Origin of the sequence: Burkholderia sp. AU31652, from assembly GCF_002223155.1 — a bacterium.
GTDB lineage: Bacteria > Pseudomonadota > Gammaproteobacteria > Burkholderiales > Burkholderiaceae > Burkholderia.
Genome location: NZ_NKFG01000003.1, coordinates 1,715,945 through 1,735,088, shown reverse-complemented (window position 1 = coordinate 1,735,088; position 19,144 = coordinate 1,715,945). Strand labels below are relative to the sequence as shown.

The window sequence follows — 19,144 nt, the reverse complement described above, 5'->3', positions numbered from 1 at the left end:
TTTGTTTTCCGGCGGGGCGGCAGCGTCAGCCGCGCGGCTTGCCGAGCAGCGGCTTCAGCGCAGGCCAGACGTTGTCGAGAAGAATGCCTTGCGCCTGTTGTGCAGGGTGCATCTGGTCGGCCTGGAACAACTCCGGCTTGTTCTCGATGCCGGCCAGCAGGAACGGCACGAGCGGCACGCCGAGATCCTTCGACAGCCGCGTATAGACGGCGTGGAACTTCTGCGTGTAGTCGGGGCCGTAATTGGGTGGCACATACATGCCGACCAGCACGACCTTCGCCCGCGCCTGTCGTGCGCCTGCGATGATGTCGCGCAGGTTCTGCTCGGTCGTGGCGAGCGGCACGCCGCGCAGCGCATCGTTGGACCCGAGCTCGACGACGACGATCGACGGCTTGAGCCGTTGCAGCACCGCGGGCAGCCGCGCGCGGCCGCCGCTCGTGGTGTCGCCGCTGACGCTGGCGTTCGCGACGCTATAATCGATTCGCTCGGTCGTGAGCCGTTGCCGCAGCAATGCCACCCAGCCGGTGTCGCGCGGCAGCCCGTATTCGGCCGACAGGCTGTCGCCGAGCACGACGATCACGGGCTGGCCTGATGTCGCCGCCGGCGTCGTTGCGGCGCGCGCCGGCACGGTGGCAGCGAGCAGGGTGCCCAGCAGCGCGGCGACCGCCGCGCGTCTTTTCCAGCGAAATGTCGTGTCCATGTTCAAGATTACCGATCCGATCATCGAAGTCCATGACGTATGCAAGCGGGTCGCCGATGCAACGGGCGAGCTGACGATCCTCGACGGCATCACGTTCGCCGTGCAGCCGGGCAGCAGCCTCGCGATCGTCGGCGCGTCGGGGTCGGGTAAATCGACGCTGCTTGGCCTGCTTGCAGGGTTGGACAGCGCGACGAGCGGCACGGTTCGCCTGCTCGGTCGTGCGCTCGACCAGCTCGACGAGGATGCGCGCGCGGCGCTGCGCAACGGCGCAGTCGGCTTCGTGTTCCAGTCGTTCCAGTTGATGCCGCACCTGACGGCGCTCGAGAACGTCATGCTGCCGCTCGAGCTGCAGGGAGGCATCAGCGCACGTGAAGCAGCCGATCGTGCCCAGGCGCTGCTCGTGCAGGTCGGTCTCGGCGAGCGTACCGCGCATTATCCGAAGCTATTGTCCGGGGGCGAGCAGCAGCGTGTCGCGCTTGCACGCGCATTCGTCACGCGCCCGGCGATCCTGTTCGCCGACGAGCCGACCGGCAGCCTCGATGCGGCCACCGGCCATGCGGTCATCGACCTGATGTTCGAACTGAACCGCACGCACGGCGCCACGCTCGTGCTCGTCACGCACGATGTCGAACTTGCACGCCGCTGTGCGACGACCGTGACGATCGACGCCGGACGCATCGTCGAGCCGCACGCGGAGCAGCGCGGCACCTGAATTGAGCGGCCGGCCGCGCAAGCAGGGCTGCGCGGCCGGCATCGGCATGACGCCGCTACCCGAGAGCGTCAGCGCTTCAGCGCCGCGCGGGCGCGCTCGATCAGCGCGGTGGTCGACGAGTCGTGCTTGGCTGGATCGACCGACTCGGCCGTCAGGTCGGCTTCCACCACCTTGCCGAGAATCTTGCCGAGCTCGACGCCCCACTGGTCGAACGGATTGATGTCCCACACCGTTGCCTGCACGAGCACCTTGTGTTCATACAACGCGATCAGCGCGCCGAGCGTGCGCGGCGTCAGCGCATCGACGAGCAGTGTCGTCGTCGGGCGGTTGCCCGGGAACGTCAGGTGCGGCGCGAGCGCTTCCTTGCCCGGCCCCGCGACCTTGCGCGCTTCGTCGAGCGTGCGTCCGAGCATCAGCGCCTCGCTCTGCGCAAAGCAGTTCGCCAGCAGCTTCGGATGATGGCTCGCGAGCGGATGCTCGGGCGTCAGCACCGCGATGAAGTCGATCGGCACAATCGTCGGCCCCTGGTGCAGCATCTGGAAGAACGCGTGCTGGCCGTTGGTGCCCGGCTCGCCCCACGTGACGGCGGAGGTCGGGTAGTCGACGAAGGTGCCGTCCAGGCGCGCGGATTTGCCGTTGCTCTCCATTTCGAGCTGCTGCAGGTATGACGGCAGGTAGTGCAGCGCTTCCGAATACGGTGCGACGAGATAGCTCTGCGAACCGAAGAAATTCCGGTACCAGATGCCGATCAGGCCGAGCAGCACGGGCAGGTTGCGCTCGAGCGGCGCTTCGCGGAAATGACGGTCCATGTCGTTCGCGCCGGCCAGCAGCTCGTCGAACTGCTCGGGGCCGATCGCGATCATGATCGACAGGCCGACCGCCGACCACAGCGAGTAACGGCCGCCGACCCAGTCCCACATTTCGAACACGTTGTCCGCGGCGATGCCGAACTTCACGACTTCGGCCGGGTTCGCCGACACGCCGACGAAGTGCTTCGCGAGCGCGTCCTCGGGGCAGCCGCGCGCGACGAACCAGTCGCGCAGCGAGCGTGCGTTCGTCATCGTCTCGAGCGTCGTGAACGTCTTCGACACGATGATCGCGAGCGTTTCCTCCGGATCGACCTGTTCGAGCACGCGCGCGAGATCGGCGCCGTCGACGTTCGACACGAAGTGCGTGGTGATTTCAGGCGTCGCGACGTGGTGCAGCGCATGCACGACCATCTTCGGCCCGAGATCGGAGCCGCCGATGCCGATGTTGATCACGTGGCGGATGCGCTTGCCGGTGTAGCCCGTCCACGTGCCGCTGCGCACGGCGCGCGCGAAGGTCGCCATCTTCGCGCGCTCGGCGCTGATCTGTGCATGGAACGGCGCTTGCGGATCGGTCGCGCGCAGCGCGGTGTGCAGCGCGGCACGGCCTTCGGTCGGGTTGACGATCTCGCCCGCGAACATCGCGTCGCGGCGTGCTTCGACGCCCGCGTCACGTGCGAGCTGCACGAGCAGGCGCAGCGTCTCGTCATTGATGCGGTTCTTCGAGAAATCGGCCGCGAGGCCGCCGCCTGCGAGCGTGAAGCGTTCGGCACGCGTCGGCGTGGGATCGTTTTCCGGCGCGAACCAGTCGCGCAGGCGAGCATGGCGGATTTGCTCGAAGTGGGATTGAAGGGCAGTCCAGGCGGGGAGCGAATTCAGCGTCATGGCGGTTCGAGTGAAGCGTGAATCGGGAGGAATGCCGCGCCGGCTCATCGGGATCGGAAGGCCGGCGGACGAGAGGGCCCGCCGTGCGGCGGGGCAGTCAGTATAGCGGCCTTATGTGTCGGCGCGCGGCGACGCGTAAAAAAGGCGATTGATCAGCGTGCGCACCATCGGCGCGAGTTCGCCGGCCGTGAGTCCGGCCGGGCCGGTGCCGTGTGCGGTCAGCGTATCGGCCGCGAGGCCGTGCAGGTAGACGCCCGCGAGCGCTGCCTCGTACGGTGCGACGCGCTGCGCAAGCAACGCGCCGATCAGTCCGCCGAGTACGTCGCCGGTGCCGCCCGTGGCAAGCGCCGCGTTGCCGGTCGGATTGATCGTCACGCGGCCGTCGGGTGCCGCCATCACCGTGCCCGAGCCTTTCAGCACGACATGCGCCGCATAACGAGTCGCAAGTGCCTGCGCGGCTGCGACGCGGTCGCGCTGGATAGTCGCCGTGTCGCTGCCGAGCAACCGGGCGGCTTCGAGCGGATGCGGCGTCAGCACGCATGGATTGCCGCGCGCACCGCGCGTGGCGACGGCGGCCGCGAGATCGGCATGTGTCGCGACGAGGTTCAGCGCATCGGCATCGAGCAGCGTCGCGGCATCGTGTGCGAGCACGTCACGCACGAGCGTCGCCGCGGCCTCGCGCGTACCCAGCCCGCAGCCGGCCGCGATGGCGGTCATCGCGCCGAGATCGAGGCCGTCGGCCGGACGCAGCATCAGTTCGGGGAACGGCGGGTCGTACGGCGGTGCGCCGGCGCCGAGGAAGCCGACGTGCACCTTGCCGGCACCGGCGTACAGCGCGGCGCGGGCGGCCAGGATCGGCGCGCCGCACATGCCCGTGTCGCCGCCGAGTACCGCGAGACTGCCGAACGTGCCCTTGTGGGACGCGAATGCGCGCGTGGGCAGGGCGGCGGCGAACCGCGCGGGCGCGTTCAGCACGATGGCCGGCGCGGCGGGTGGCGCGACGTCGAGCGAGGCGACGTCGATCTCGCCGGCGAGATCGCGGCCTTCGCCCGTATAGAGGCCCGGCTTCGCGGCGATGAAGGTGAGCGTATGGGTGGCGGCGACGGCGACGCCCGCGCCGACGATCTGGCCCGTATCGCTGTCGAGCCCGCTCGGCACATCGAGTGCGAGCACGTGGCCGCCGCTGCGCGCATGCGCGGCGATGCGCTGGGCCTGCTCGGCGAATGCGCCGTCGAGCGCGCGGCCGAGGCCGATGCCGAACAGCCCGTCGACGACCCATGCAAAGCTGTCCAGCGAAGCAGGCGGTGTGGCGGATAGCGGTACGCCCGCTGCGCGCGCGAGGCCGAGCGCCCATTGCGCGTCGTCTGGTTTGACTGGCACCGGCATCCACGCTTGCGTGGCGACGCCAAGCTGCTGGAGGTGAGCGGCTGCAACCAGCGCGTCACCGCCGTTGTTGCCCGGGCCGACCGCGAACCACACGGGGCGGTCGTCGCCGGCCATGCGCTCGGACAGCCAGTGCGCGGCGGCGGCGCCGGCGCGACCCATCAGCGTATGCGGCGGCAGCGCCGCCGCGGCGTCGGTTTCGGCCGTGCGCAGGTCGGCGACGCGCAGCAGCGCGATCGGATCGGAATCGGGGAGCGGGCGGGTATTGACGGTCATCGCGGGGTCGTGGCGGCTGGCTAGGTGGCCGCCGGGGACGGGCCCGCGGCGGTCAGGTCGTGAAGCGCCCGGCGCGCAGCGCGGCGAGCGTGTCGGCGGGCCAGTGCTGCACGTCGCCGCCCAGATAGTCGGTCACCACTTTAGCAGACCCGCAGGCGAGCCCCCAGCCGGCCGGGCCATGCCCGAAATTGACGAACACGCGCGGATGCGGGGTCGGACCGACGACCGGCAGGCCGTCCGGCGACAGCAACTGCGTGCCTTGCCACGACAACGCGGCCGAGATGCGCGCGGCGCCGGGCACCCAGTCGTGGACGGCCTGGCCGAGCAGCGCGAGCGCGGCCTCGGACAGCGGCTCGGCGAGCGGCTTCGCGGTCTCGGGCAGGCTCTGCAGCACCGCGCCGCCGCCGACGCGCAGCCGCTGGTGGGTGCGCGTGATCGAGATCCGCTTGATCGAATCGATGACGTTCAGGTGCGGCGCATGTTCTTCGTACGCGACCGGCGCGGTGAGCGTATGGACGCGCACCGGATGCAGCGGCAGGCGCCAGCCGAGCCGGTCGAGCAGCGGCAGGCTGCCGGCGCCGGCGGCGACCACGATCGCATCGGCGGAAATCACGTCGACCTCGCGTGCGTTCGACGCACGCCGGTCGCCGGGCGGGACGAGCTCGACCGCGGCACGGCCGGTGTCGACGCGGATCGCGGCGACTTCCGCGCCGAAGCGGAACTGCACGCCATGCTCGTCGAGCGTCTGCTTGACCAGTTTCGCGAACAGCGGGCAATTGCCGGTGCGTTCGGTCTCGAGCAGCACGCCGCCGGCGAAGCCGGGCTCGGCCGGCACCGACGGTTCGAGCGTCGCGCATTCGTCGGCGGAGAGCAGGCGGTACGGCTGGTCGAGCGTGCGCAGCAGGTCGAGCGCCGGCTGCATCGCGTCCCAGTCGCGCGGATCGCGCACCACGTGCAGGATGCCGGGCTTCTGTTCGAATTCGAGTTCGAGGCGCGTCTCGATGTCGGCGAGCGTGTCGCGCGACGCATCGATCAGCGGGCGCAGCCGCGCGTACTGGGCGGCGAACGCGTCGGGTTCGCGCAGCGTGCCGAGCTGCTTGACGAAGCGGCGCACGCCGCCGTTGAAGCCCGGCTTGTAGACGATGCCGCTGTCGCGCGGCTGGCGCTGGCGCATGAAGGTCGGGCCGAACCAGACGTCGAGCGGGCTCGGCAGCAGCGCGCCGCCGTCGCCGTAGGTCGCACCCTGCGCGACGGTGGCGTGACGTTCGACCACGCACACGCGATGGCCGGCCGCGCGCAGCTGGTAGGCGGTGGCGACGCCGCTGATTCCGCCGCCGATGACGATGACATCCATGGATTGCTTCGATGACGGGCGGCGCGCAGGCGCCGCCCGGTGAGAATTCGCTGAGGGCCCCGGCCCGGTGAACCCGGAATGATAGCGCCAAAATCGCGGGAACCGGCGCCGGGCGAGCACGGACCGTGCAGCCGTGCCACGGCCGCCGGCTGCCGCGCCCGCGCGGGGGCGGCCCGGCGGGCGGGCTGTACACGGCGCGCACCGTGGCACCGTCGCGGTGCATGCACGCTACCGATTGGCCGGTCTGGGGCGACCGACTTCCGGGTATAATTACGGCCTTCCTTTCGCCCCACGTCGCCACCTTGCGCGACTCATCGACGTCAGTCCAGCCCATGGCTCACTTCTCGTGTTTTCCCGGCGCTTCGGCCCTCTCCGATTTCCGTCAAACCCGTCTGCTCGACACGCTCAAGCAAATCGACGCCAACATCGTCGCGGTGCGCGGGCAGTTCCTGCACTTCGTCAATGCGGCCGAGCCGCTGTCGGCCGACGACAGCGCGCGCATCGACGCGCTGATGCACTACGGCGCGCCGTTCGAGCCGGCGGCCGAGAAGGGCACGGCCGAGACCTTCGTCGTGCTGCCGCGTTTCGGCACGGTCTCGCCGTGGGCGAGCAAGGCGACCGACATCGCGCAGCACTGCGGCCTCACGCAGGTGCGTCGCATCGAGCGCGGCGTCGAATTCACGGTCACGCTGAAGTCGGGCCTGCTCGGCGGCAAGAAGGCGCTGTCGGACGACGCGCGCGCAGCCGTGGCGGCCGCGCTGCATGACCGGATGACCGAAAGCGTGGTCGCGGCACGCGACGACGCGAAGCACCTGTTCGACGAACTGCCGGCCAAGCCGCTCGCGCGCGTCGACGTGCTGGGCGTCGGCCGCGGCGCGCTCGAACGCGCGAACGTCGAGCTGGGCCTCGCGCTCGCCGACGACGAGATCGACTACCTGGTCGATGCGTTCCGCAAGCTCGAACGCAACCCGACCGACGTGGAACTGATGATGTTCGCGCAGGCGAACAGCGAGCACTGCCGCCACAAGATCTTCAATGCGCAGTGGACGATCGACGGCGAGGCGCAGGACATGTCGCTGTTCGCGATGATCCGCAACACCGAGAAGCTGAACCCGCAGGGCACGATCGTCGCGTATTCGGACAACTCATCGATCATGGTCGGCGCCGAAGCCGAGCGCTGGTTCCCGCGCAACGCAGGCGCGGCCGGCGAGCCGGGTGAACGCTATGGCCGCCACACCGAGCTCACGCACACGCTGATGAAGGTCGAGACGCACAACCACCCGACGGCGATCTCGCCGTTCCCGGGTGCGGCGACCGGCGCGGGCGGCGAGATCCGCGACGAAGGCGCGACGGGCCGCGGTGCGCGCCCGAAGGCCGGCCTCACGGGCTTCACCGTGTCGAACCTTGATCTGCCCGACGCACGCCAGTCGTGGGAAAACGCACGTGACGCGGCCCAGCCGGTCGGCGAGCGCAACCCGAACGAGGCGCACGGCCCGTACGGCCGCCCGGACCGCATCGCGTCACCGCTGCAGATCATGATCGACGGCCCGCTCGGCGGCGCCGCGTTCAACAACGAATTCGGCCGTCCGAACCTCGGCGGCTATTTCCGCGTGTACGAGCAGAACGTCGGCGGGAAGGTGCACGGCTATCACAAGCCGATCATGATCGCGGGCGGTCTCGGCAACATCGCCGACCAACATACGCACAAGCACGACGTGCCGGCCGGCTCGCTGCTGATCCAGATCGGCGGCCCGGGCATGCGGATCGGGATGGGCGGCGGCGCCGCGAGCTCGATGGCGACCGGCGCGAACACGGCCGAACTCGACTTCGACTCGGTGCAGCGCGGCAACCCGGAAATCGAGCGTCGCGCACAGGAAGTGATCAACGGCTGCTGGCAGCTCGGCGCGGAAAACCCGATCCTGAGCATCCACGACGTCGGCGCGGGCGGCCTGTCGAATGCGTTCCCCGAGATCGTCGACGGTGCGGGCAAGGGCGCGCGCTTCGAGCTGCGCAAGGTCGCGCTCGAGGAATCGGGCCTGTCGCCGCGCGAAATCTGGTCGAACGAAGCACAGGAGCGCTACGTGCTGGCGATCGCGCCGGCCGACCTGCCGCGCTTCGAGGCGATCTGCGCCCGCGAGCGCTGCCCGTTCGCGGTGGTCGGTGTCGCGACCGACGAACGCCAGTTGAAGCTCGTCGACGACGAAGCGACGGGCGCCGACGAATACCCGGTCGACATGCCGATGGAAGTGCTGCTCGGCAAGCCGCCGCGCATGCATCGCGACGTCACCCGCGTGGCGACCGAGCGTGCGCCGGTCGACGTGACGGGCATCGCCTTGTCGGCGGTCGCGGTCGACGTGCTGAAGCACCCGACGGTCGGCAGCAAGTCGTTCCTGATCACGATCGGCGACCGCTCGGTCGGCGGCACGTCGGTGCGCGACCAGATGGTCGGCCCGTGGCAGGTGCCGGTGGCCGACTGCGCGGTCACCGCGCTCGACTACGCGGGCTTCAAGGGCGAGGCGATGACGATGGCCGAGCGCACGCCGCTTGCCGTGATCAATGCGCCGGCATCGGGCCGCATGGCGGTCGGCGAGGCGATCACGAACATCGCGAGCGCGCCGATCGCGTCGCTCGACAAGCTGAAGCTGTCGGCAAACTGGATGGCGGCATGCGGCACGGCCGGCGAGGACGCCGCGCTGTTCGACACGGTCAAGGCGATCGGCATGGAGCTGTGTCCGGCGCTCGGGATCGGCATCCCGGTCGGCAAGGATTCGCTGTCGATGAAGACGAAGTGGGACGAGCAGGGCGTCGCGAAGGAAGTGGTGTCGCCGGTGTCGCTGATCATCTCCGCGTTCGCACCGGTCGAGGACGTGCGCCGTCACCTGACGCCGCAACTGCGCCGTATCGCCGACGCGGGCGACAGCGTGCTGATCGCGATCGATCTCGGCCGCGGCAAGAACCGGATGGGCGGCAGCATCTTCGCGCAGGTCACGCAGCAGGTCGGCGACACGACGCCGGACGTCGACGACGCGGAAGACCTGAAGCGCTTCTTCAACGCGATCCAGTCGCTCAATGCGCAAGACAAGCTGCTGGCCTACCACGACCGCTCGGACGGCGGCCTGTGGGCGACGGTGTGCGAAATGGCGTTCGCGGGCCACGCGGGCGTGTCGCTGAACGTCGACATGCTGACGCTCGACCCGAATCACGAATCCGACTACGGCGACGCGAAGGACTGGGCGAAGCAGACGAGCGGCCGCCGCGAGGATCGCACGCTGCGCGCGCTGTTCTCCGAGGAACTCGGCGCCGTCGTGCAGGTGCGTGCGACCGATCGCGACGCGGTGCTCGGCGCGCTGCGCGAGTTCGGCCTGTCGGCGTGCTCGCACGTGATCGGCTCGGTCAACGATCGCGACGTGATCGAGGTATACCGCGACGCGAAGAAGATCTTCGACGCACCGCGCACCGAACTCCATCGCGCATGGAGCGAAGTGAGCTGGCGCATCGCGCGCCTGCGTGACAACCCCGCATGCGCGGATGCCGAATACGACGCACTGCTCGACGCGGCCGATCCGGGCATCTCGCCGGTGCTGAGCTTCGATCCGGCCGACGACATCGCCGCGCCGTTCATCGCGACGGGCGCACGGCCGCGCGTCGCGATCCTGCGCGAGCAGGGCGTGAACTCGCATCTGGAAACGGCCTACGCGTTCGACCGCGCGGGCTTCGATGCACACGACGTGCACATGAGCGACCTGCTCGCCGGCCGTGCCACGCTCGCCGATTTCGCGGGTGCGGTCGCATGCGGCGGCTTCTCGTACGGCGACGTTCTGGGCGCGGGCGAAGGCTGGGCGAAGACGATCCGCTTCAACGCGAACCTCGCCGACATGTTCTCGGCCTTCTTCGCGCGTCCCGACACGTTCGCGCTCGGCATCTGCAACGGTTGCCAGATGCTGTCGAGCCTCGCGTCGATGATCCCAGGCGCGGATGCGTGGCCGAAGTTCACGCGCAACAAGTCCGAGCAGTTCGAGGCGCGCTTCTCGTTCGTCGAAGTGGAGAAGTCGCCGTCGATCTTCTTCGCGGGGATGGAAGGTTCGCGGATTCCGGTCGCGGTCGCGCACGGCGAAGGCTATGCGGACTTCTCGCAGCAGGGGGACATCGATCGCGTCGCGGTCGCGATGCGTTTCGTCGATCACCGCGGCGAAGCGACCGAGCGCTATCCGTTCAACCCGAACGGCTCGCCGGCCGGCATCACGTCGGTCACGACGGCCGACGGCCGCTTCTCGGTGCTGATGCCGCACATGGAGCGCGTGCATCGCACGGTCGCAATGAGCTGGCACCCGGAAAGCTGGGGTGAAGCGAGCCCGTGGATGCGCGTGTTCCGCAACGCGCGCCGCTGGATCGGCTGATCGGGATGATGTTCGACCCGCACGCGCCGGTCGAGGTCGTCACGCTGCGCGATCAGCGTGCCAGCGAGGCCGACGCGATCGGCCGCGTGATCGTCGCCGCGTTCGCGGGCGAGCCGGAAGGCGGGCAGTTCGAACGGCGGATCGTCGATACGCTGCGTGCGGACGGTGCGTTGAGCGTCTCGCTCGTCGCGGAGCGCGACGGCCGCGTGATCGGGCACGTCGCGTTCTCGCCGGTGTCGATCGGCGGCGAACCGTCCGGCAGCCAGGGCTGGTACGGGCTGGCGCCGCTCGCGGTGCTGCCCGACTGCCAGCGGCAGAGCATCGGTGCGGGGCTGGTGCGCACAGGGCTCGACGCGTTGCGCCGGCTTGGCGCGCGCGGTTGCGTGCTGCTCGGCGAACCCGCGTACTACACGCGGTTCGGCTTTGCGCCATCCGGCGACATCGTGTTCCCGGGCGTGCCGCCCGGGTATTTCCTCGCGCTGTCGTTCGACGACTCGGCGCCGCGGCCGTCGGGTGACGTTCGCTATCACGACGTGTTCTATCCCGCGTAGCCTGCCGCGCTTGCGGTGCGCGCGAATCCGGCACGGGAAAGGCCGCTCTTCGGAGCGGCCTTTTTCTTTTGCCGGGCTGCAAGCGAAGCGCATCGTGACTCGTCCGCAGGCAGTGTGCGCGGGCAATAAAAAAACCGCTCTGAAGAGCGGTTTTTCGATGCGCGTGTGGCGCGTGCCGGCGTTACTTGACCGTTGCCTGCTGGCGCAGGCCTTCCTCGAACGCCTGCAGCTTCTGCTGCACGAGCTGCTGAGCGATCTGCTGCTTCACCTGCTCGAGCGGCGGCGGGGCGATGTCGCGGATGTCGTCGACGCGGATGATGTGCCAGCCGAACTGCGTCTTCACCGGCGTGTCGGTCATCTGGCCTTTCTGCAGCTTCTGCGCGGCCGCCGCGAATTCCGGTACGTACGCCTTCGGGTCGGACCAGTCGAGATCGCCACCGTTCTTGCCCGAACCCGGATCCTTCGAGTATTGCTTCGCGAGATCCTCGAATTTCGCGCCGGCCTTGATCTTCGCGATCAGGTCCTTCGCCTGCTGCTCGTCGCTGACGAGGATGTGGTGCAGGTGGTATTCGCGATTGCCGCCGGCGCCCTTGACGAGGTCGTCGTAGCGCGCCTTCACTTCGGCGTCGGTCGGCTGGTTCTTCTTCAGGAAGCTCTCGATCATCGAACGCAGCACGACGGTCTGCTGCGCGACGGCGACCTGCGCCTTCACGTCCGGACGGTTCGGGATGCCTTCACGAATCGCTTCCTGCATCAGGATTTCGCGGTTCACGAGTTCCTGGCGCACGGCCTGCTGCAGTTGCGGACTGTCGGTCTGGCCTTGCTGGACGAGCTGAGCCACCATCGCGTCGGCGCGCGACTTCGGAATCGGCGTGCCGTTGACGACGGCGATGTTCTGGGCAAATGCCGGTGCCGCTGCAAAAGCAGCCGCCGCGACCCACAGGCGGGGGGATTTCAGGATCATCGGGAATTCCTAATGAGACTAGATTGAAGATTCGTTGAATTCTTCGGGCGTGTAAGCCACGATCGCGAGCGCATGAATGCCGCGCTGCATCGCATCAGCGAGCGCATCATACACCAGCCGGTGTCGCGCGACGCGCGGCTTGCCCGCGAAGGCGGCCGACACGATCGTGACCGTGAAATGGCCGCCGGCGGACGCGCCGGCGTGGCCCGCGTGCTGCGCGCTGTCGTCGCGCACGGTGAGCGACAGCGGGGCGAGCGCCGCGGTGAGGCGCGCTTCGATCAGCGCGATGCGTTCGTCGGGCGACGCGTGGAGAAAGGCGTCCGTCATGTCACTCGTCCTTCAGGTATTTCGTGAGCCACAGGCTCTGCAGGATGATGAATACGACCATCGCGCCCGTCGTGCCGAACAGCTTGAAGTTCACCCATTGCGATTCGGTGAAGTTGTGCACCACGTACAGGTTCGCGACACCGAGCACCGCGAAGAACAGCGCCCACGCGACGTTCAGCTTGTCCCACACGGGGTGCGGCAGCGTGAGCTGCTTGCCCATCATCTTCTCGATCAGGTTGTTGCCGAACGCATAGCGCGCGGCGAGCAGCCCGATCGCAAACAGCCAGTACAGCACAGTCGGTTTCCATTGAATGAATTTCTCGTCATGCAGGACGAGGGTGGCGCCACCGAAAACGACGATCACGCCGAGGCTGACCCACAGCATCGTGTCGACCTTCCGGTGCCGGAAGGCAACCCAGGCGACCTGGGCCAGCGTCGCGACGATCGCGACGGCGGTGGCGGTAAAGATGCCCCAGACCTTGAAGGCGGCAAAAAACAGGATGATCGGAAACAGATCGAACAGGAATTTCATGGCGCTCGCAGCTGCGTGAAAGGCCGCTTGCGCGGCCTTTCACCGTTGTAGGGACCCGCCAGGCACCGCCGGAGCGGATCGGGGCGGCGGCGCGAGGGGCGCCCCGCGGATCCGCCCGGCGCCGCTCATTCGTTTTCGGGTCGGGACTCGAAGTTTAACGCAGCCGAATTGATGCAGTACCGCAAACCGGTCTTGTCGCGCGGGCCGTCCTCGAAGACGTGGCCGAGATGCGCGCCGCAGTGGTTGCAGCGCACCTCGACGCGCACCATCCCGTGCGAGTAGTCGACTTTTTCGTCGATCACCTCGCCGTTGAGCGGCTTGAAGTAGCTGGGCCAGCCGCAGCCCGAGTGGAACTTGGCGCCAGACTCGAACAGCGGCGTGCTGCAGACGACGCATTTGTAGATGCCGTCGTCTTCGGTGTCGGTGTATTCGCCGGTGAAGGCGCGCTCGGTGGCCGCATGCTGCGTGACTTCGTACTGCATCGGCGTGAGCCGGCGGCGCAGCTCGGCGTCGTCCTTCTCGTACGGGAAGGTCTTGTCGTCGGAATCGTGGGACATGTGGGGTTCTCCTGATCGGTCGGTCGATACGCGCGGGTCGGGGCTCAGGACGAGCAGCTCACTTCGAGCGACCCGGCCCAGTCGGGCGGCAACGCGGCGTACGCTTCATGCTCCGGTTGTTCGTCGAACGGGCGGCGCAGGATCTGCGCGAGCCGCTCGACTTCCGAAAAATCCTTCTCCTTCGCGCGCCGGATCGCGACTTCGGCCAGATGGTTGCGCAACACGTATTTCGGGTTCACGCGGTTCATCGCGGCGGCACGTGCCGCGTCGTCGCGTGTTTCCTCGGACAGCCGCGCGCGGTAGAGGTTCGCCCACGCATCGAACGCGTCGCGGTCGATGAACAGGTCGCGCACGGGCGCGTCGCGGCTCGCGTCGTGCTTCGAGAGCTGCGCGAGCCGGCGGAACGTCAGCGTGAAATCCGCGTGGCTCGCATGCATCGTCTCGAGCAGCTTGTTGGCGAGCTCGGCATCGTTCTCGCGTTCGAGCTCAAGGCCGAGCTTCGCGCGCATCGCACGTTCGAGCGCGGGGCCGAAACGTTCCGGGAACGTCGCGAGCACGGCCTGCGCGTCTTCCACCGCACGTTCGGCGCGCGCATCGTCGTCGGCGATGCCGTGTTGCAGGCCGATCAGCGGCAGCAGCGCCTGCGCGAGGCAATAGCAGTTCCAGTGCGCGATGCGCGGCTGCATCCGGTATGCATAGCGGCCGCTCGTATCCGAGTGGTTGCAGATGTGGTTCGCGTCGAACGCGTCGACGAAGCCGAACGGGCCGTAGTCGATCGTCACGCCGAGGATCGACATGTTGTCGGTGTTCATCACGCCGTGGCAGAAGCCGACGGCCTGCCACTGCGCGACGAGGTCGGCCGTGCGCAGCGTCGCGGCTTCGAGCAGCGCGAGGTACGGATCGTCGGCGTGGCGGCAATCCGGATAGAAGCGGTCGATCACGTGATCGGCGAGCTGGCGCAGCAGGTCGGGGCGATCGTTCGAGAAGAAGTGCTCGAAGTGGCCGAAGCGCACGAAGCTCTCCGACACGCGCGTGACGACGGCCGACGTCTCGATCTCCTCGCGCACCACCGGCTGGTCGGAGCCGATCACCGTCAGTGCGCGCGTGGTCGGGATGCCGAGGTGATGCATCGCTTCCGAGCACAGGAATTCGCGGATCGACGAGCGCAGCACCGCGCGGCCGTCACCCATTCGCGAGTACGGCGTGCGGCCGCTGCCTTTCAGCTGCAGCTCGTAGCGGCGGCCGTCCGTGCCGGTGCACTCGCCGATCGTCAGCGCGCGGCCGTCGCCGAGCTGGCCGGCCCACACGCCGAACTGGTGGCCGGAATACACCGATGCGTACGGCATCGCGTGCGCGGGCCAGTCGCGCGTCGGGTTGCCGGCGAACAGCTCGGCGAAGCCGGGTTGCGCGGCGATCGACGGCGGCAGGTCGAGCAGTTGCGCGACTTCATCGGAAAAGCCGACGACGTAGGGCGCGGCAAGCGGCGCGGCCGGCAGCCGCGTATGAAACGCGTCGCCGAGCGTGACGAACGCGCCAGTGGCGGGCTCGCCGAGCGTGGCGGCGAGATCGGGGAGGGTGTCAGCCGGATCGGCTGCGCTTCGGGAAAACGACATGTTGAGCGCCTCTGGGTAAGCCGATATTGTAAGGCGGCGCCGCGCCGCCCGCATGGTGGCCCGCGCACCGTGCGCCACGCCCGTCCGGGGCCGCTGACGGGCGCGCCGCAGAGGCACCGATTCGCATCCTCACGGAGAACGAGACGATGGGTAAGCCGTTGCTGGGCCAGATGATGGACATGCCGTTGCTGGTGTCCTCGCTGATTTCTCACGCCGCGCGGCACGCCGGCGACACGGAGATCGTGTCGAAGCGCGTGGAAGGCGATCTGCATCGCTACACGTACCGCGACTGCGAACGCCGCGCGAAGCAGCTGGCGCAGGCGCTCGCGCGGCTCGGCGTCGAAACCGGCGATCGCGTCGGTACGCTGGCATGGAACGGCTACCGGCATCTGGAAGCGTATTACGGGATCGGCGGCATGGGCGCCGTGTGCCACACGATCAACCCGCGCCTGTTCCCCGAGCAGATCGCGTACATCGTCAATCACGCGGAAGACCGCTACGTCTTCTTCGACATCAATTTCGCGCCGCTCGTCGATGCCATCGCACCGCAATGCCCGCACGTGAAGGGCTGGGTCGCGATGACGGACGCCGCGCACCTGCCGTCTGGCCCGACGCCGTTCCTCTGCTACGAAACGCTTGTCGAAGCGGAGGACGGCCGCTACGACTGGCCGCGCCTCGACGAGCAGCAGGCGTCGGGGCTGTGCTACACGTCGGGCACGACCGGCAACCCGAAGGGCGTGCTGTATTCGCACCGCTCGACCGTGCTGCACGCGTACGGCGCCGCGCTGCCCGACGCGATGAACCTGTCGGCGATGGACGCCGTGCTCCCCGTCGTGCCGATGTTCCACGTCAACGCATGGGGGCTGCCGTACGCGGTGCCGCTCACGGGCGGCAAGCTGGTGCTGCCCGGCAAGGATCTCGACGGGAAATCGCTGTACCAGCTGATGGAGGCCGAGCGCGTGACGTTTTCCGCGGGCGTGCCGACCGTGTGGCTCGGCCTGCTCAACTACATGCGCGAGGCCGGCGTGCGCTTCTCGACGCTGAACCGCACGGTGATCGGCGGCTCCGCGTGCCCGCCCGCGATGCTGCGCACCTTCGAGGACGAATACGGCGTGCGTGTGATCCACGCATGGGGGATGACCGAGCTGTCGCCGCTCGGCACGCTCGCGAAGCTCAACTGGGCGCAGTCGCAGCGGCCGCTCGACGCGCAGCGCAAGCTGCTCGAGAAGCAGGGGCGCGTGATCTGCGGCGTCGACATGCGGATCGTCGGCGAGGACGGCCACGAACTGCCGTGGGACGGCGTCGCGTTCGGCGAGCTGCAGGTGCGCGGCCCGTGGGTGATCGATCACTACTTTCGCGGCGAATCGTCGCCGCTGTCGGACGGCTGGTTCCCGACCGGCGACGTCGCGACGATCGACCCCGACGGCTTCCTGCAGATCACCGATCGCAGCAAGGACGTGATCAAGTCGGGCGGCGAGTGGATCAGCTCGATCGACATCGAGAACGTCGCGATCGCGCACCCGGGCGTGGCCGAGGCCGCCTGCATCGCCTGTGCGCACCCGAAATGGACCGAGCGCCCGCTGCTCGTCGTGGTGCCGCGCGAAGGGGCGAACCTGAGCCGCGACGCGCTGCTCGCGTTCTACGAAGGCAAGGTCGCGAAATGGTGGATTCCCGACGACGTCGTGTTCGTCGAATCGCTGCCGCACACCGCGACCGGCAAGCTGCAGAAGCTGAAGCTGCGCGAGACGTTCCGCGACTACGTGTTGCCGACGGCGGTCTGCGAGCCGTAACACGGGTTCGGGCCGGCAGCGGCTCGTGACGCGGTCGCCCGATCCGTCCCCGGATCGGGGACAAAATTCAAATTGAACGACCGTGCTTTTTCGTTGTATGCTGACTCCGTTCATCAGGACATGCGGCTGTTCGACCGCGCACAATGAAGCGCAGCCACCCCGGCGCGCGATGCATGGAGGCAGGCAGATGGCAGTGGATTACTCGACTCGTGACGGCGTGGCCGTCCTTACGCTCAACAATCCGCCCGTCAACGGGCTCGGCCTGTCGACCCGTCAGGGCGTCATGGACGCGCTCGATCGCGCCGCGCAGGATCCGTCGGTGACAGCCATCGTGCTGACCGGCGCGGGACGCGCATTCTCGGGCGGCGCCGACATCACCGAATTCAATACGCCGAAGGCGTTGCAGGAGCCGACGCTGCACACCGTGATCCGCGCGGTGGAAGCGAGCGCGAAGCCCGTCGTCGCGGCGCTGCACAGCGTCGTGATGGGCGGCGGCCTCGAGCTCGCGCTCGGTGCGCACTACCGCATTGCCGCGCCCGGCACGCAGGTCGCGCTGCCCGAAGTGAAGCTCGGCCTGCTGCCGGGCGCGGGCGGCACGCAGCGCCTGCCGCGTGCGGTGGGGCTCGAAACCGCGCTGAACATGATCGTGTCGGGCGCACCCGTGCTGTCGGAGCAACTCGCGAAGAGCGGGCTGTTCGACGAAATGGCCGATGGCGACCTGCTCGACGCGGCCGTCGCGTTCGCCCGCAAGGTCGGTGCGCAGAAGGGGCCGCATCCGCGCGTGCGCGATCGCAAGATCGTCCATGAGAACGCCGCCGGCTTCATCCAGTTCGCGCGCAATTCCGCGAAGGCCGCCGCATCGAATTTCCCCGCACCGCACAAGTGCATCGACGCGATCGAGGCCGGCGTGCTGCACGGCTTCGACAAGGGCAGCGTGGCCGAGCGCGAGGGTTTCGTCGCGCTGATGATGACGCCGGAAAGCCGCGCGCTGCGGCACGCGTTCTTCGGCGAGCGTGCCGCGAGCAAGATTCCCGACGTGCCGGCCGATACGCCGCTGCGCGAGATCCGCCGCGTCGGCGTGATCGGCGCGGGCACGATGGGCGGCGGGATCGCGATGAACTTCGTCAACGCCGGGCTGCCCGTCACGCTGCTCGAGACGAAACAGGACGCGCTCGAGCGCGGCGTCGCGACGATCCGCAAGAACTACGATGCGCAGGTGAAGAAGGGCAAGCTCTCGCAGGAGAAGCTCGACGCGCGCATGGCGCTGATCACGCCGACGCTGTCCTATGACGACCTGAAGGACGCCGACCTGATCGTCGAGGCCGTGTTCGAGGAACTCGGCGTGAAGGAGCAGGTGTTCAAGAAGCTCGACGAAGTCGCGAAGGCGGGCGCGATTCTCGCGTCGAACACGTCGACGCTCGACGTCGACAAGATCGCGGCGTTCACGAAGCGTCCGCAGGACGTCGTCGGCATGCACTTCTTCAGCCCGGCGAACGTGATGAAGCTGCTCGAGGTCGTGCGCGGCGCGCAGACCGCGAAGGACGTGCTCGCCACCGTGATGGCCGTCGCGAAGAAGATCCGCAAGACGGCGGTCGTGTCGGGCGTGTGCGACGGCTTCATCGGCAACCGGATGATCGAGCAGTACATCCGCCAGGCGCTCTTCATGCTCGAGGAAGGCGCGCTGCCCGCGCAGGTCGATCGTGCGATCGAGAAATTCGGTTTCGCGATGGGCCCGTTCCGGATGAGCGACCTCGCCGGCAACGACATCGGCTGGGCGATCCGCAAGCGCCGCTACGTCGAGCAGCCCGATCTCCATTACTCGAAGATCGCCGACCGCCTGTGCGAGCAGGGCCGCTTCGGCCAGAAGACGGGCGCCGGCTGGTACGACTACGTGCCGGGCGATCGCAAGGCGAAGCCGTCGTCGCTCGTCGACGAGATGGTCGTCGCATACTCGAAGGAGCGCGGTGTCGAGCGTCGCAAGATCGGCGACGACGAGATCGTCGAACGGCTCGTGTTCGCGCTCGTCAACGAAGGCGCGAAGATCCTCGAGGAGAAGATCGCGTCGAAGGCGTCCGACATCGACATGGTCTACCTGACCGGCTATGGCTTCCCGCTGTGGCGCGGCGGCCCGATGCTGTACGCGGACGTGGTCGGCCTCTACAACGTCGAGCGCGCGATTCGCCGCTATGCGGCGGCACCGAACGGCGACGCATGGCAGCTCGCGCCGTCGATCGCGGAACTCGCGAAGGCCGGCCGCGGGTTCAACGGCTGACGCGCCGGATCGCGGCGCCACGCAC

General features: G+C 68.4%; 14 protein-coding genes. 5 read left to right on the top strand and 9 right to left on the bottom strand.

From position 1 onward, the window contains the following. Positions 1 to 25 precede the first annotated feature (25 nt). Entirely contained in the window at positions 26 to 700 is a 675-nt protein-coding gene (locus CFB40_RS10580) for an arylesterase (protein ID WP_089425623.1), read from the bottom strand. Between CFB40_RS10580 and CFB40_RS10575 the strand changes: the two genes are divergently transcribed. Then, entirely contained in the window at positions 699 to 1,412 is a 714-nt protein-coding gene (locus CFB40_RS10575; protein WP_089431194.1) for an ABC transporter ATP-binding protein, read from the top strand. The genes CFB40_RS10580 and CFB40_RS10575 overlap by 2 nt on opposite strands. A 68-nt stretch (positions 1,413 to 1,480) precedes the next feature. On the opposite strand, the gene pgi is transcribed toward CFB40_RS10575, so the two are convergent. The 3 genes from pgi to CFB40_RS10560 form a co-directional block, all read right to left on the bottom strand. Next, positions 1,481 to 3,103: a glucose-6-phosphate isomerase gene (gene pgi, locus CFB40_RS10570; RefSeq protein WP_089425620.1), complete on the bottom strand. Its 1,623-nt coding sequence runs from the start codon at positions 3,101 to 3,103 to the stop codon at positions 1,481 to 1,483. Between the two features lie 111 nt (positions 3,104 to 3,214). Next, positions 3,215 to 4,762, bottom strand: coding sequence for an NAD(P)H-hydrate dehydratase (locus tag CFB40_RS10565; protein ID WP_089431193.1), 1,548 nt, complete (start codon positions 4,760 to 4,762; stop codon positions 3,215 to 3,217). 52 nt (positions 4,763 to 4,814) lie between these two features. Next, positions 4,815 to 6,116, bottom strand: a complete 1,302-nt coding sequence (locus CFB40_RS10560) for an FAD-dependent oxidoreductase (RefSeq protein ID WP_089431192.1) — start codon at positions 6,114 to 6,116, stop codon at positions 4,815 to 4,817. Positions 6,117 to 6,448: 332 nt separating this feature from the next. Here CFB40_RS10560 and purL point away from each other — a divergent pair, with 332 nt between their 5' ends. Together purL and CFB40_RS10550 are read left to right on the top strand one after the other, a co-directional pair. After that, positions 6,449 to 10,513, top strand: a complete 4,065-nt coding sequence (purL, locus tag CFB40_RS10555) for a phosphoribosylformylglycinamidine synthase (protein ID WP_089431191.1) — start codon at positions 6,449 to 6,451, stop codon at positions 10,511 to 10,513. A gap of 5 nt (positions 10,514 to 10,518) precedes the next feature. Then, entirely contained in the window at positions 10,519 to 11,064 is a 546-nt protein-coding gene (locus CFB40_RS10550; protein ID WP_089425939.1) for a GNAT family N-acetyltransferase, read from the top strand. Positions 11,065 to 11,245: 181 nt separating this feature from the next. Here the strand turns inward: CFB40_RS10550 and CFB40_RS10545 are convergent, their stop codons facing one another. From CFB40_RS10545 to CFB40_RS10525, 5 genes are all read right to left on the bottom strand, one after another. Continuing rightward, positions 11,246 to 12,028, bottom strand: coding sequence for a peptidylprolyl isomerase (locus tag CFB40_RS10545; protein WP_089425616.1), 783 nt, complete (start codon positions 12,026 to 12,028; stop codon positions 11,246 to 11,248). An 18-nt stretch (positions 12,029 to 12,046) separates the two neighbouring features. Continuing rightward, positions 12,047 to 12,355 (bottom strand): BolA family protein, encoded by a 309-nt coding sequence (locus CFB40_RS10540; protein WP_021163397.1) that lies wholly within the window; start codon positions 12,353 to 12,355, stop codon positions 12,047 to 12,049. Position 12,356: 1 nt separating this feature from the next. Then, a complete protein-coding gene (locus tag CFB40_RS10535) occupies positions 12,357 to 12,887 on the bottom strand; it encodes a septation protein A (RefSeq protein WP_011352350.1) in 531 nt (176 codons plus the stop codon). 125 nt (positions 12,888 to 13,012) lie between these two features. Then, positions 13,013 to 13,444 carry a peptide-methionine (R)-S-oxide reductase MsrB gene (gene msrB / locus CFB40_RS10530; RefSeq protein ID WP_046545914.1) on the bottom strand — a complete coding sequence of 144 codons (432 nt, stop codon included), beginning with the start codon at positions 13,442 to 13,444 and terminating at the stop codon, positions 13,013 to 13,015. Positions 13,445 to 13,488: 44 nt separating this feature from the next. Then, positions 13,489 to 15,057 carry a protein adenylyltransferase SelO gene (locus CFB40_RS10525; protein ID WP_089431190.1) on the bottom strand — a complete coding sequence of 523 codons (1,569 nt, stop codon included), beginning with the start codon at positions 15,055 to 15,057 and terminating at the stop codon, positions 13,489 to 13,491. 146 nt (positions 15,058 to 15,203) lie between these two features. Between CFB40_RS10525 and CFB40_RS10520 the strand changes: the two genes are divergently transcribed. Beyond that, the gene (locus tag CFB40_RS10520) at positions 15,204 to 16,847 is read left to right on the top strand and encodes a 3-(methylthio)propionyl-CoA ligase (RefSeq protein ID WP_089431189.1); all 1,644 of its coding nucleotides are present in this window, start codon (positions 15,204 to 15,206) and stop codon (positions 16,845 to 16,847) included. A 187-nt stretch (positions 16,848 to 17,034) separates the two neighbouring features. Next, entirely contained in the window at positions 17,035 to 19,119 is a 2,085-nt protein-coding gene (locus CFB40_RS10515; RefSeq protein WP_089425613.1) for a 3-hydroxyacyl-CoA dehydrogenase NAD-binding domain-containing protein, read from the top strand. The last annotated feature ends 25 nt before the right edge of the window (positions 19,120 to 19,144 follow it).

What these genes read in the sequence shown, in the direction of transcription:
- CFB40_RS10525 (WP_089431190.1), bottom strand. Translation starts at nt 15,057, where the DNA reads ATGTCGTTTTCCCGAAGCGCAGCCGATCCGGCTGACACCCTCCCCGAT.
- pgi (WP_089425620.1), bottom strand. Translation starts at nt 3,103, where the DNA reads ATGACGCTGAATTCGCTCCCCGCCTGGACTGCCCTTCAATCCCACTTC.
- CFB40_RS10560 (WP_089431192.1), bottom strand. Translation starts at nt 6,116, where the DNA reads ATGGATGTCATCGTCATCGGCGGCGGAATCAGCGGCGTCGCCACCGCC.
- CFB40_RS10535 (WP_011352350.1), bottom strand. Translation starts at nt 12,887, where the DNA reads ATGAAATTCCTGTTCGATCTGTTTCCGATCATCCTGTTTTTTGCCGCC.
- CFB40_RS10545 (WP_089425616.1), bottom strand. Translation starts at nt 12,028, where the DNA reads ATGATCCTGAAATCCCCCCGCCTGTGGGTCGCGGCGGCTGCTTTTGCA.
- purL (WP_089431191.1), top strand. Translation starts at nt 6,449, where the DNA reads ATGGCTCACTTCTCGTGTTTTCCCGGCGCTTCGGCCCTCTCCGATTTC.
- CFB40_RS10580 (WP_089425623.1), bottom strand. Translation starts at nt 700, where the DNA reads ATGGACACGACATTTCGCTGGAAAAGACGCGCGGCGGTCGCCGCGCTG.
- CFB40_RS10540 (WP_021163397.1), bottom strand. Translation starts at nt 12,355, where the DNA reads ATGACGGACGCCTTTCTCCACGCGTCGCCCGACGAACGCATCGCGCTG.
- CFB40_RS10565 (WP_089431193.1), bottom strand. Translation starts at nt 4,762, where the DNA reads ATGACCGTCAATACCCGCCCGCTCCCCGATTCCGATCCGATCGCGCTG.
- CFB40_RS10520 (WP_089431189.1), top strand. Translation starts at nt 15,204, where the DNA reads ATGGGTAAGCCGTTGCTGGGCCAGATGATGGACATGCCGTTGCTGGTG.
- CFB40_RS10575 (WP_089431194.1), top strand. Translation starts at nt 699, where the DNA reads ATGTTCAAGATTACCGATCCGATCATCGAAGTCCATGACGTATGCAAG.
- CFB40_RS10515 (WP_089425613.1), top strand. Translation starts at nt 17,035, where the DNA reads ATGGCAGTGGATTACTCGACTCGTGACGGCGTGGCCGTCCTTACGCTC.
- msrB (WP_046545914.1), bottom strand. Translation starts at nt 13,444, where the DNA reads ATGTCCCACGATTCCGACGACAAGACCTTCCCGTACGAGAAGGACGAC.
- CFB40_RS10550 (WP_089425939.1), top strand. Translation starts at nt 10,519, where the DNA reads ATGATGTTCGACCCGCACGCGCCGGTCGAGGTCGTCACGCTGCGCGAT.